Below are 12323 nucleotides of genomic sequence, written 5' to 3' on the forward strand. Positions count from 1 at the left end.
GGCACCTGGATCGTCCGCACGCCCGCGGTCGCTCTGGCTCGCAGGAACAGCTGGGTGTTCAGCCGCTGCACGTAGCTCGCCTCGCCCCGCAGCAGCATCCGGTACGCCCGGTCGGGGTCGGGGGTGACGCGGAACTCGACGTTCCGGTAGTGCGGGCCGTCCCAGCCGCCCCAGTAGCCGTCGAAGGCCCGCAGGACCAGCTCCTTCTCCCTGCCCTTCTTCCAGCTCGCCACCGTGTACGGCCCCGAGCCCGCGTCGCGGCCGGTCTGGAACCATTTCGCGAGGTCACCCGCGCCCGCCGCGTGGGTGTCGTAGACGAACGCGGCGTAGCCGGAGGAGGCGATGATGTCGAGCGGGGCGGCGTACTTGAGGCGGAACTCCACGGTGAGCGGGTCCCGTACGACGATCTGCTGGACGGAGTCCCAGATGTAGGCCGCTCCGGCGCCCAGCCGCCTGGTGCGCTCGACGGACGCCTTGACCGCCGCCGCGTCCACCGGCCGGCCGGTGTGGAAGACCACGCCCTCGCGCAACGTGAAGGTCCAGGTCCTGCCGTCGGCCGACGACCTCCACGCCACCGCCAGTCGCGGGCCGGCACGCCTCGTCCGGGGGTTGTACATCGTCAGCGAGTCGTAGATGTTCTCCATCGCGACGATCTCGTTGGAGTAGGAACTGGCGGGGTCCCAGTCGGTGACGATGTCGAGATGGTGCAGGTAGACGAAGGTCGAGTCCTTCGCCGAGGACAGCCCCGCGGCGGAGATCGCGGCGGGCTCACCCCCGCCGCATCCTGTGAGGGCCAGCACCGCCATCACGCCCAGGACGAGGAAACGGCGCATGCGGGCGGGTCCTTTCCGTGTCTAGCATGATCGAACCTACTGCAAGATCACGATTGGCCATGATATTTCCGGCAATTGATCACGAGGGCCGCGTGCCGGCGATCTCACTGCTAACCTCTATCTCTGTCGCAAAAGTGTCCAATGTGAGGCTTGTCTCTCACGTGGCGAGGTGCCATGAGTGCGCGCGGGCGTGACCGGCCGATCAGGTCCCGGATCATCGGCCTGCTGCTCGTCCCCCTGTTCTCACTGGTCACGCTGTGGGCGGTCACCGCCGGTGTGACCATCGAGGAGAGCCTGAGCCTGCGCACGTACAACACGCTGTGGTCCACGCTGCGCCAGCCCGCCGACTCTTTGATCGTCGAGCTGCAGGCGGAGCGGATGGCGATGGCCCGCTCCCTCGGCTCGCGGAGCCAGAGCGACCGTACGGCGCTGGGCCTGCAGCGGCAGCGCACCAACGCCGCCCGGGAGCGGGTGCGCACCCTGGCCCTGTCGCGGGAGTCCCGTTCCGCCACCACCTCCGCCATGCGCGCGCAGGTGGACGAGATGCTGCAGGGGCTGGCCCGGGTGGACGAGATCCGCGCCGAGGTGGACGAGGGGCTGTCGGAGCGGCTGCACGCCATCGAGACCTACAACCTCGTCAGCGACGCGATCTACCGGATGCACTACAGCCTCGCTTTGATCAACGACATCCCGATCTACCAGCAGTCGCGGGTCGTGATCTCGCTGGGGTACGCCAAGGAGCTGCTGACCCGGGAGCAGGCCCTCGCCGCGGCCGCGTCGGGCGGGCTCACCGACGAGGAGCGCAAGCTTTTCACCCAGCTCGTGGGCAACCGGCGGTTCCTCATCGACCAGGCGCTGCCCGAGCTGGACACGAGCCTGCGGCAGCTCCACGTGAACCTGATCACCACGCCTCTCTACCAGCGGTTGCGGCTCCAGGAAGAGCAGATCATCAAGGCGCCGCGGATCTCGGCGCGTACGCAGCGGGTCTGGCAGTCCACCTCCGACGACCTCGCCGACTCGTTCCAGAAGGCGCAGACCGAGGCGGCGTCGATGCTCGCCCGCCGGGCCGCGCCGATCGCCGACTCGATCCTGCGGCGGGCCGTGCTGGCCGGCGGCTTCGGCCTCCTCGCGGTCGTCGCCTCGATCCTCATCTCGATGCACGTCGGCGGCCGTCTCGCCCGCGAGCTGGCCGGGCTGCGGCAGGCCGCGCTCGACCTCGCCAACCAGCGGCTGCCCCGGGTGCTGGCCAAGCTCAGAAGCGGCGACGAGGTCGATCTGGCGACGGAGGCGCCGCCGATCCGGACCCTGGGCGGCACCGCCGAGATCCAGGACGTGGGGCGGGCGTTCTCGACCGTCCAGCAGGCCGCGGTGGAGGCCGCGATCGGACAGGCCCGCCTGCAGCGCGGGGTCAGCCAGGTCTTCCTCAATCTCGCCCGGCGCAGCCAGACGCTGCTGCACCGGCAGCGCACCCAGCTCCACGGCATGCAGCGGTACGCGACCGAACCGGACATGCTGGAGGAGCTGTTCCGGCTCGACCACCTGACGACCCGCATGCGCCGCCACGCCGAGGGCCTGATCATCCTGTCCGGCTCGGTCCCGGGCCGCGCCTGGCGCAAGCCCGTCCCGATGTACGACGTCGTACGCGGCGCCGCGGCCGAGGTCGAGGACTACGCCCGGGTGAACGTGCTGCCGATGGAGGAGCACGGGCTCGACGGGTCCGCGGTCGCCGACGTGATCCACCTGATCGCCGAGCTGATCGAGAACGCCACCGTCTACTCTCCGCCGCACACGCCGGTCGCGGTACGCGGCGAGATCGTGGGCACCGGCTTCGCCGTGGAGATCGAGGACCGCGGGCTCGGGCTGACCAAAGAACGGCTCGCGGAGCTGAACGAGCGCCTGGCGAACGCCCCCGAGTTCGACATCGCGGACACCGACCGCATGGGGCTGTTCGTCGTCGCGCGCCTGGCCGCCCGGCGGGACGTCCGCGTCACCCTGCGGCCCTCGCCCTACGGAGGAACGACCGCCATCGTGCTGATCCCATCCGCGCTCATGGTCTGTCCGAAGGACGACGACCTCACCCGCCTGCGGACGGAGGAGGTCACCCCGGAGGACATCATTCTCGCCTCGTTCAACCGGGGGCCCAAGAACGAAAAGAACACCGGCCAGGAGGACCCGAGGTGAGCGACCGCATGCAGGACCAGTGGCTGGACGAGGACGCGGGGCCCGTCGTCCCGGCCTACGCCCTGACCCGCGGGCGCGTCCGGCCGTCCAACAAGGACATCGACATAGTCGCGATCGTGACCGCGATCGGCGGGCCGACGCCGGTCAGCCTCGGCCCGGAGCAGTGGATGATCCTCAGCCTGTGCGCGCGGGCGGCGTCGCTCGCGGACATCGCCGTGGCCATCGATCTGCCGCTCGGCGTCGTACGGGTGCTCGTGGGCGACCTCCACGAGCAGGGGCTCGTGGAGGTGCGCCCGCCCGCCAACGTCGCGCGTTTCCCGACCGAGAAGCTGAAGCTCCTCACCGAGGTGATCGGGGGACTGCAGGCCCTGTGATCTCCGGTTCCCCGATCGCGTGGGGGTAGTGGCGCCGGGCGTGCCCGGGGGTGATGTATCCCTCCCGCAGGTCCGCGCGCACGGCCTCCGGGTCGCGTTCCTCCGGCGGGCCGTACCCGCCGCCCGAGCCGGTGCGCAGGTGTACGACCGCGCCCTTCGGCAGGAAGATCCGCGTCTTCAGCGAGAACTCCTCGGCCCGCCCGCCGGGATACTCCACGGTCAGCCGGTTGGGCCTGCCCCGCAGGCCGCCCTCCAGGCCCCAGGGCGCGAGCGCCGTCCTGGCCAGGCCCGCGGTGAGGTACTGGTCCTCCAGGATCCGGAAGGACAGGTCGAGCCCGAGCCCGCCGCGGTGGCGGCCCGGGCCGCCGGAGTCCTCGGCCAGCGCCAGCCGTTCGATCCGCCAGGGGTTGCGCGCCTCCCAGACCTCGGCCGGGGTGAAGCGGGTGGCCGACTCGGAGATGTACATCAGCGCGCTCGCGCCGTCGGCGGACCGTGAGGCGCCCTGACCGACGGGGTGCGGAGCGCCGTCCGCCCAGGGCTCGCCGGTGGCCTCGCGGTTGCCCCACCACACCAGGGCGTTGATGTCCCCGCCGCTCGCGGCGGGCACCGATCCCGGCACGGCTTCGGCGAGCGCCCTGATGATCAGCTCGATGGCGTGGTCGGAGGGGATGCCGTACATGAAGCAGGGCGCGGGCCGCACGGGATGGAACAGCGAGCCGGGCCGGGTGAGCAGTTCCAGCGGGCGGAAGTGGCCCTCGTTGGGCTGCTCGCCCGCCCCGGCGAGGAAGGACACCGCGATCCGCACCGCCGCCACCGTCGAGGGCAGCGGGCAGTTCACCGGCCCGCCCACCTGGTCGGGGCAGCCGGTCAGGTCGACGGTCACCGACGAGCCGTCCACGACGACCTCGACGCCGAACGGGATCGGCCGGTCGGTCACGCCGTCGGAGTCGATCACGCTGGACGCCTGGTAGACGCCGTCGGGCAGGCGCTCGAACCAGCCGCGCACCAGCGCCTCGCCGTGCGCGTACATCCGGGCCACGCACCGGCGGAAGACGCCGAGGCCGTGCCGCCGCACGAGCGCGCCGAGGGCCTCGGCCCCGGTCCGCGCCCCGGCGACCATCGCGTTGATGTCCCCGATGACCATCTCGGGCATCCGGCTGTTGGCGAGGATCATCCGGTAGACGTCGCTGACGAGGCGCCCGGCGTCGTACAGCTTGACCCCGGGGAAGATCGTGCCCTCCTGGTGGACGTCGATCGTGTCGGTGCAGTAGGGGTCCTTGCCGCCGATGTCGAGCCAGTGGGCCTTGATCACCGAGTAGCCGGCCAGCACGTCCTCGTGGAAGATCGGCACCACCATCGCCGCGTCCTGGGGATGTGAGCCGGTGCCGTACGGATCGTTGTAGAGGATGACGTCGCCGGGGCTGAGCGCGGCGGGCCCGCCGACGCCGTCGACGGCCTCCCGGACGCAGAAGCCGAGCGTGCCCATGAACGCCGGCAGCGTCGGGGCCTGCGCCAGCATGCACATGTCGGCGTCGTAGAAGGCGACCGCGAAGTCCAGCGCCTCGTAGATGATCGGCGAGAACGCGGTGCGGATCAGCGACTGCTTCATCTGGTCGGCGGCGGCGCCCAGGCCCTGCCGGATGATCTCGGTGGTGACCGGGTCGGCGCCGTCGCCCAGCCCGGGGTGGACCTCCGCGTAGCGGGTGCGGACGACGGTCATCGCCGTTCCTTCCTTGTGATCACGAGGCTGCCGCTCTCGTGCGTCTCCACGGCGAAGCCGGCGTCCACGTAGGTGGTCGCGGTCGGCTCCACCACCAGCAGGGGGCCCTCGGCCACGCCGCGCAGGTCCTCCCGGCGGACGACCGGAGCCTCGGCGAAGGACTCCCGGCGGAACGACCACAGCCGCGTCGTCCGCCGCCCGGCCCCCGGCTCGCCGGACGGCGGGGCCGGCACCAGGGGGCGGGCGTCGTCGAGCACGACCCGGCTGGTCGCCCGTACGGTGACGACCTCCAGCGGGTCGGGCAGGGTGTGGCCGAAGGCCCGGTGGTAGGCCTCGGAGAACCGGGCGGACACGGCCGCCACGTCGTCGTCTCCCAGGCGCACCGGGATCGTCAGCGTGTGCTCCTGTCCCCGGTGGCGCAGGTCGAGATCGACCTCCCGGACGGCCTCCGGCTGCGCGAGCCGTTCGAAGAGCGTCTCCGCCAGCCGTCCGACCACCGGCAGCGCCGCGTCGTCCAGGGGACGCACCAGGGTGCGGGCGGCCGAGCGGACGACGTCGGCCTGCACCAGCCCGACTGCGGAGAAGTTGCCCGCGTTGGGCGGCACGACGACGGTGTCCACGTCGAGTTCGTCGGCGAGCAGGCAGCCGAACACCGGCCCGGCGCCGCCGAAGGCGACGACGGCCGCGCCGCGCGGGTCCACGCCCCGCTCCACGGTCACGCCGCGCACGGCCTGGGCCATGTGCGCGGCGGCGATCCTGATCACGCCCACCGCGACCGCGTCCACGCCGTCGATGCCGGTCGGGCCCGCCAGCGGCGCGAGCGCGCGGGCCGCCGCGTCCTCGGACAGCTCGATGCCGCCCGAGATGTGCCCGCGCGGGATCATGCCGAGGTGCAGGGCCGCGTCGGTGACCGTCGGCTCGGTCCCGCCGCGCCCGTAGCAGGCGGGCCCGGGGTCGGCGCCCGCGCTGCGCGGGCCGACCCGCAGCAGGCCGCCCGCGTCGGCGTACGCCACGGACCCGCCGCCCGCGCCCACGGACCGCACGTCCACCCAGGGGCTTTGCAGCGGCAGGCCGACGACCTCGCCCTGGTAGAGCAGCGGCAGCCGTCCGTCCTCGACGAGCGCGGTGTCGAAGCTGGTGCCGCCGACGTCGGCGGCCACCGCCGTGCCGATCCCGAGGGAGGGCCCGAGGGAGGCGGCGAGGCGGGCGGTCGCGGCGGCCCCGGCCACCGGGCCGGACAGGATCGTCTCGAACGGCCGGGCCGCGGCCTCGGCCAGCGTCAGCGCCCCGCCACCGGAGCGGGTGACGAGCAGGTCGCCGGCGAAGCCCCTGGCCCGCAGCTCGCGGTCGAGGTCGTGCAGGTAGGGGCCCATCCGGTGCCGGACGAACGCGTCCACGACCGTGGTGCAGGTGCGCTCGTACTCCCGGTACTCCCCCGAGACCTCGTGCGACAGCGAGACCGGCCCGGTGAACCCGGCCCGCGCGAGCAGCTCGGCGACCCTCGTCTCGTGCGCGGCGTTCGCGTAGGAGTTCACCAGCACGATCGCGACGGCGTCCACGCCCTCTGCCGCGAAGACCTCCGCGGCCCGCCGCACGTCCTCCGGCTCCAGGTTCCGTACGACCGAGCCGTCGGCGGCCACCCGTTCGGTCACCTCCAGGCGCAGCCGGCGGGGCACGAGCGGCGGCGGCGGGGTCCAGAACAGGTCGTAGGGATCGTCGCGGTCGCCGCGGCGGATCTCCAGCACGTCGCGGAACCCGGCCGTGGTGATCAGGCCGACGGTCGCGCCGCGCCGTTCGAGCAGGGCGTTCAGGCCGACGGTGGTGCCGTGCACGAAGTGGCGGCAGCGGGCGAGCAGGTCCGGCGGCACGGCCGCGTCGACCGCGCCGAGCACCCCGCGCTCCGGCGCCGCCGGCGTCGTGGGCCGCTTGGCGACCCTGATCTCGCCGGTCGCGGCGTCGTGCAGGACGAGGTCGGTGAAGGTGCCGCCGACGTCCACTCCGATCACGGTGGTCATGCCCGGCACGGTAGGACGGGGCGCACGCCGCGTCGATGTGTCCTCACGACGACGTGATCGGCGTTGTTGTCCCCGGGAGACAGTCGTGGTCGAGCACCACGTGGCAGGCGAGCTGGAGCGCGAAACGGGTCTGCGGATCGGACAGGTCGGCGTCGAGCGTCTCGGCGATGCGCCTGATCCGGTGGGCCACCGCGTTGGGGTGCAGGCTGAGCAGCTCCGCCGCCCTGGTCCGGGACCCCCAGCAGTCCAGGTACGCCTTCAGGGTGGGCACGGCATGGGCGCTGAGGGCGCCGAGACGCTCCAGCGGGGCGAGCAGGTCGCGGGCGGCCATCAGGGCACTCTCGCTGCCGCCCAGCTCCGCGAGGAGCGCGTGCACCCCCAGCCGGTCGAACGCGACGGTCTGCCCCGCCTCCGCGCGGGCGGCGGCGGCGCGGGCCTGCGACACCGTACGGCGCAGCCCGTCGGGCCCCGCCTGGCAGGTCCCCACTCCCGCGCCCAGGCCCGTTTCGATGCCCGTGTCGATGCCCGTGTCGATACCCGCCGGCCTTCCGGCGGGCGCACGGGCGGTCGTCCGCTCGTCGGTGGTGAGGACCACGAGCACGCCGTCCTGCCACCGGGTGACCAGCGGCGGCGCGGCCAGATCGGCGGCCTCGCCGAGGCCCAGGTGGCCGGGCAGGGCCGCGCCGGCCGCCGCGCGCGCCTCCCGGAGCACGGCGTCGGCCACGACGGACGCGGCGGGGGCGGAGGACACGGAGGACGCCGAGGAGGCCGAGGGCGCCGAGGACGCGGCGGGGTCGCGCAGGAAGACCGCGACGTGCCAGCCCTCGACGGGCACGCCCGCGTGCCGGGCGCGGCGGGCGGCGGCCCCGCCGTCCCTGGCGCCGAGCAGGGCCAGCAGCGCGCGCTCGCGGGCCGCCTCCGCCTCGCGGGCGGCCGCCCGCACCCGGCCGAGCGTGGTGGCGACGACCTGGGCGACGATCGCCGCCGCGGGGTCCTCGCCGTCCCAGCACACGTAGCCGTCCGGCCGTCCGCCGATCCGGATCACGGTCGCGTTCGCCCCCGGCGCGGCCAGGCCGGACGCCCGGTAGGCGACCCCGACCGAGGCGGAGGCCGCGCGCAGGATGTCGTCCTCGCCCGCGCCCTCCATCGCGCCGAGCCCGTCGATCGCCTCCCGCGTGCGGCGCAGCAGCAGCCCGGGGTCGGCGCGCACGGCGGCGCTGAGGCCGAGCACCGTGTCCGACAGGGAGTGGCCGGAGGCCCCGGCGAGCAGGGCGACCCTCTCCCGCCGGGCCACCTCCACCATCTCCGGGGAGGTGCCGGAGGGGCCCGGCAGCACGATCCCGGCGAGGCCGCGGCCCCCCGCCAGGCGCAGCGCGCCGGGCACGTCGCACGACCGCATGGCGTGGCGGGACAGGATCGCCAGCGCGCCGGGGGCCGCCTCGGCGAGTTCGCGCATCTCGTCGACGAGGACGACGCTGTCGACCTCCCGGGCGTCCCAGGGCCCGGCGACGAGCGTCAGCCGCCGGCCCGCGGGGGTCCTCAGCAGGTCACTGACGCGGCGCATGGGGTGCCTCACCTCCGTCGCGGGGGACGCGCGCGGCCGGGGAGGCCGGAGAGGCCGGGGTGGTCAGCACCTCCTCCGCGCGGTGACACGCCACCTTACGTCCTGCCAGCTCACGAAGCTCCGGCGCCTCGTCCCGGCAGTGGTCCGCCGCCCAGGGGCAGCGCAGCCGGAACGGGCAGCCGGTGGGAGCCGGCGCCGCCTCCGTCCGCCCTGCCGTACGCGGCGGCTCGCCGCCGAGGCGCGGCACCGCGTCACGCAGCGCCCGGGTGTACGGGTGGGCCGGCCGGGTGAGCAGGTCGGTGGTCGGGCCCGACTCGACCACCCGCCCGGCGAACAACACCGACGACGTGCGGCACAACCGCCCCACGACGCCGAGGTTGTGGGTGATGAGCAGATAGCCCAGCCCGCGGTCCGCGGCGAGACCCTCCAGCAGATCGAGGATCCGGGCCTGCACGGTGACGTCGAGCGCGCTCGTCGGCTCGTCGAGCACCAGCAGCCGGGGTTCCACGGCGAGGGCGCGGGCGATGGCCACCCGCTGGCGCTGCCCGCCGGACATCTCGTGCGGCCTGCGGCCGGCCAGCGCGGGATCGAGCCCGACGCCGGTGAGGAGCGCGGCCACCCGGTCGCGCCGCTCGTCCCTGGGCACGCGATGGTGGGTGGTCAGCGCCTCGGCGACCGACGCCCCCGCGGTCATGCGGGGGTCGAGCGCCTCGCTGCCGTCCTGGAAGACCGGCTGCACGGCCCGGCGGAACTCCGCCCGGCCCGCGCGGCCGAGCCCGGCCAGGTCGGCGGAGCCGTACCGGACCACGCCGGAGCGCGGGCGCAGGAGGCCGAGCAGGGCGCGGGCGAGCGTGGTCTTGCCCGAGCCGCTCTCCCCGATCAGGCCCACCCCGCCCTCGTCCACGGCGAGGCCCACGTCGTGGACCACCGCCGTCGTGCCGTACGCGAGGGTGACCCCCTCGGCGGCGAGCAACGTCATCGCTCCTCCTCCCCGTCGAGATCAGCAGGCTCGGGCAGCCGGGGGACGGCGGCGATCAGCTCGCGGGTGTAGGGGTCGCGCGGCCGGGCGAACACCTCGGCGGCGGGCCCGCTCTCGACCACCGCGCCGTCGCGCATCACCACGACCCGGTCGGCGATCGTGGAGACCAGCGCGAGGTCGTGGGAGACCAGCAGCACGGCGAGGCCGCGCTCGTCGCGCAGCCGCCGCAGCACCGCGACCACCTCCGCCTGCACGGTGACGTCCAGCGCGCTGGTCGGCTCGTCGGCCAGCAGGACCTGCGCGCCGAGCGCGAGGGCCAGCGCGATGACGAACCGCTGCGCCTGGCCGCCGGACACCTGGTGGGGATGGCGGCGCAGGATCTCCGGGTCGAGCAGCACCGCGCGGACGGCCTCCTCGGCCCGTTCCCGCGCCCGCGCGCCCTTGATCCCGTGCCGGGCGAGCGCGCGGCGCATCAGCGTGCCGAGGCGCATGGTGGGGTTGAGCGCGGCCTGCGGGCTCTGCACGACCAGGGCGGCACGCGACCCGCGGATCTCCCGCAGCCGCGCCGGGCTCGCCGTGAGCACGTCGGTCTCTCCGACGCGGATGCTCCCGGCCACGTCGGCGCCGTGGACGAGGCCGAGCGTGCTGAGCAGGGTCGTCGTCTTGCCCGACCCGCTCTCGCCGACGATCGCCACGCACTCCCCGGCGGCGACGTCGAGCTCGGGGACCGACGCGATGACCCGGTCGCCGATCCGGACGACGAGGTCCCTGACGCTGATCAACGTCATCGGGCCAGCCTCGCCCTCAGTCCCTCGCCGAGCACGTTGAAGGCGAACGCGGTGACCAGGATGGCGAGGCCGGGGAAGGTCACCACCCACCAGTCGGTGGTGAAGAGCGACTGGCCCTGCTGGACCATCAGGCCCCACTCGGGGGTCGGTTCGTGGGCCCCGAGGCCCAGATAGGACAGCGCGGCGGCGGTGAGGATGACCCCGCCGCCGTCCAGCGACAGCTGCACCAGCACCGGCGTGAGCGAGTTGGGCAGCACGTGCCGCAGCACGATGAGCGGCGCGGGCACGCCGAGGCAGCGCGCGGAGTCGACGAACCCCCGGGTGGACACCGACGCGGCGACCGACGCGGTGAGCCGGGCATACCAGGGCCACCAGGTGATCGCGATCGCCACGATCACGGTGGTCACGCTCGGCTGGAGCACCACGGCGAGCGCCAGCGACAGCAGCAGCGCGGGGAAGGCGAGGAAGACGTCGGTCACCCGCATGATCACGTCGCGGGCCCAGCCGCCGGCGTACCCCGCGACCACCCCGAGCGCGACTCCGGCCACGCCGCTGACGGCGAGCACCGCGACGGCGATGAACAGCGAGGTGCGCGCGCCGAACAGGACCCGGCTGAACACGTCGCGGCCGACCTGGTCGGTGCCGAACCAGTGGGCGCCGCCCGGCGGCAGCAGCGCCTCCAGGGGATGCGTGGCCGAGCCGCCGTCCTCCGGGTAGGGGGCGATCCACGGCGCGAGCAGTGCGGCGAGCACGACGATCCCGAGCAGCACGCCGCCCGCCACCGCGAGCCGGTCCACCCCGGCCAGGCGCCGCAGCGGCGTGCGCCGGTAGAGGGGCAGTGCGGGGGTGGTCATCGCGCCCTCACCCTCGGGTCCACCACGCCCTGGAGGAGGTCCACGACGAGGTTGGCGACGACGTACAGCACGGCGACCAGCAGCGTCACCCCGGCGATGGCGGGCGTGTCGAGCGAGCGGATCGAGTCGGCGGCGTACCGCCCGAGGCCCGGCCAGTTGAAGACGGCCTCCACGAGGAAGCCGTTCACGATCGAGTACGCGAAGACGAGCGCGATCAGCGCCAGCACCGGGTTCAGCGCCGGGCGCAGGGAGAAGCGGGTGAGCACGGCGGTCTCCCCGAAGCCGAGCGCGCGCTCCAGCCGCGCGTGCTCGCGCGACGACTCCTCGATGAGCGCGGCCCTGGTCATCTGGGCGACCACCCCCGCCGGGTACGCCGCGATCACCAGGGCGGGCAGCACCAGGTGCGACAGCGTGCTCGCCAGGATCGGCCAGTTGCCGGTGAGCAGCGCGTCCACGGCGGTGATGTTCGTGTAGAGGTGCAGCGGGCTGGTCCGGTCGAGCGACGCGTCGTACTCCCCCGCGACCGGAAACCAGCCGAGGCCGCTCGCGAAGAGCGTCTGCAGGGCGAGGGCCAGCCAGAACACCGGCACCGAGACGGCCAGCATCGACGACAGCCGTACGGACAGGTCGGGCAGGCGGCCCTTGTAGCGGGCGGCGGCGATCCCGAGCGGGATGCCCACGGCCAGCGCGACGAGCAGCGCGGCGCCGACGAGTTCCAGTGAGGCGGGGAACGCCTGGAAGAGGTCCTCGCGCACGGGCCGCCGGGTGTGCAGGCTGGTTCCCCAGTCGCCGCCCAGCAGGTCGCGCACGTAGTTCCACAGCTGCACCGGCAGCGGGTCGTCCAGCCCGAACCGCCGCCGGGCGCCGGCGAGCTCGGCCGCCGTCGCCTTGGGCCCCGCGTACGCCACGGCCGGGTCGCCGGGGACCAGGCGCATGACGGCGAACGTGAGGACGATCACGCCGGCCACGACCAGGAGGGCCTGGCCGAGCCGGCGGATCAGGTACCCCGGCATGG

At 74.1% G+C, this 12323-nt stretch carries 10 protein-coding genes (1 of these 10 running past the window's edge); 2 read left to right on the top strand and 8 right to left on the bottom strand.

Features of this window, described 5'->3' with window-relative positions:
- On the bottom strand, positions 1–833 hold the 5' portion of the coding sequence (locus tag OG344_RS03140; protein ID WP_405086891.1) for an ABC transporter substrate-binding protein. The gene continues 763 nt to the left of window position 1, outside the view; the window shows 833 of its 1596 coding nt (coding positions 1–833); its start codon is at positions 831–833; the stop codon falls past the left edge of the window.
- Between the two features lie 174 nt (positions 834–1007).
- Between OG344_RS03140 and OG344_RS03145 the strand changes: the two genes are divergently transcribed.
- Positions 1008–3014 carry a nitrate- and nitrite sensing domain-containing protein gene (locus tag OG344_RS03145; RefSeq protein ID WP_405086892.1) on the top strand — a complete coding sequence of 669 codons (2007 nt, stop codon included), beginning with the start codon at positions 1008–1010 and terminating at the stop codon, positions 3012–3014.
- The gene (locus OG344_RS03150; protein ID WP_327047740.1) at positions 3011–3388 is read left to right on the top strand and encodes a DUF742 domain-containing protein; all 378 of its coding nucleotides are present in this window, start codon (positions 3011–3013) and stop codon (positions 3386–3388) included. The genes OG344_RS03145 and OG344_RS03150 overlap by 4 nt, the downstream gene beginning before the upstream one ends.
- On the opposite strand, the gene OG344_RS03155 is transcribed toward OG344_RS03150, so the two are convergent.
- From OG344_RS03155 to OG344_RS03185, 7 genes are read right to left on the bottom strand one after another with little or no spacing between them, the layout of a single operon-like run.
- Positions 3354–5108, bottom strand: a complete 1755-nt coding sequence (locus tag OG344_RS03155; RefSeq protein ID WP_405086893.1) for a hydantoinase B/oxoprolinase family protein — start codon at positions 5106–5108, stop codon at positions 3354–3356. The genes OG344_RS03150 and OG344_RS03155 overlap by 35 nt on opposite strands.
- Positions 5105–7123, bottom strand: a complete 2019-nt coding sequence (locus OG344_RS03160; RefSeq protein ID WP_405086894.1) for a hydantoinase/oxoprolinase family protein — start codon at positions 7121–7123, stop codon at positions 5105–5107. Before OG344_RS03160 ends, OG344_RS03155 begins: the two co-directional genes overlap by 4 nt.
- A 43-nt stretch (positions 7124–7166) precedes the next feature.
- Positions 7167–8687, bottom strand: coding sequence for a PucR family transcriptional regulator (locus OG344_RS03165; protein WP_405086895.1), 1521 nt, complete (start codon positions 8685–8687; stop codon positions 7167–7169).
- Complete coding sequence (locus OG344_RS03170) at positions 8671–9666, bottom strand: ABC transporter ATP-binding protein (RefSeq protein WP_405086896.1); 996 nt, start codon at positions 9664–9666, stop codon at positions 8671–8673. Before OG344_RS03170 ends, OG344_RS03165 begins: the two co-directional genes overlap by 17 nt.
- On the bottom strand, positions 9663–10454 hold the full coding sequence (locus OG344_RS03175; RefSeq protein WP_327047745.1) for an ABC transporter ATP-binding protein: 792 nt from the start codon (positions 10452–10454) through the stop codon (positions 9663–9665). The genes OG344_RS03170 and OG344_RS03175 overlap by 4 nt, the downstream gene beginning before the upstream one ends.
- Positions 10451–11308, bottom strand: coding sequence for an ABC transporter permease (locus tag OG344_RS03180; RefSeq protein WP_405086897.1), 858 nt, complete (start codon positions 11306–11308; stop codon positions 10451–10453). Before OG344_RS03180 ends, OG344_RS03175 begins: the two co-directional genes overlap by 4 nt.
- The gene (locus OG344_RS03185; protein WP_405086898.1) at positions 11305–12321 is read right to left on the bottom strand and encodes an ABC transporter permease; all 1017 of its coding nucleotides are present in this window, start codon (positions 12319–12321) and stop codon (positions 11305–11307) included. Before OG344_RS03185 ends, OG344_RS03180 begins: the two co-directional genes overlap by 4 nt.
- Positions 12322–12323 lie beyond the last annotated feature (2 nt).

The organism is Microbispora sp. NBC_01389, from assembly GCF_045040095.1.
Taxonomy (GTDB): domain Bacteria; phylum Actinomycetota; class Actinomycetes; order Streptosporangiales; family Streptosporangiaceae; genus Microbispora.

Excerpts from the sequence above, each read along its gene's own strand:
- OG344_RS03145 (WP_405086892.1), top strand. The coding sequence starts at position 1,008 with ATGAGTGCGCGCGGGCGTGACCGGCCGATCAGGTCCCGGATCATCGGC.
- OG344_RS03155 (WP_405086893.1), bottom strand. The coding sequence starts at position 5,108 with ATGACCGTCGTCCGCACCCGCTACGCGGAGGTCCACCCCGGGCTGGGC.
- OG344_RS03160 (WP_405086894.1), bottom strand. The coding sequence starts at position 7,123 with ATGACCACCGTGATCGGAGTGGACGTCGGCGGCACCTTCACCGACCTC.
- OG344_RS03165 (WP_405086895.1), bottom strand. The coding sequence starts at position 8,687 with ATGCGCCGCGTCAGTGACCTGCTGAGGACCCCCGCGGGCCGGCGGCTG.
- OG344_RS03170 (WP_405086896.1), bottom strand. The coding sequence starts at position 9,666 with ATGACGTTGCTCGCCGCCGAGGGGGTCACCCTCGCGTACGGCACGACG.
- OG344_RS03175 (WP_327047745.1), bottom strand. The coding sequence starts at position 10,454 with ATGACGTTGATCAGCGTCAGGGACCTCGTCGTCCGGATCGGCGACCGG.
- OG344_RS03180 (WP_405086897.1), bottom strand. The coding sequence starts at position 11,308 with ATGACCACCCCCGCACTGCCCCTCTACCGGCGCACGCCGCTGCGGCGC.
- OG344_RS03185 (WP_405086898.1), bottom strand. The coding sequence starts at position 12,321 with ATGCCGGGGTACCTGATCCGCCGGCTCGGCCAGGCCCTCCTGGTCGTG.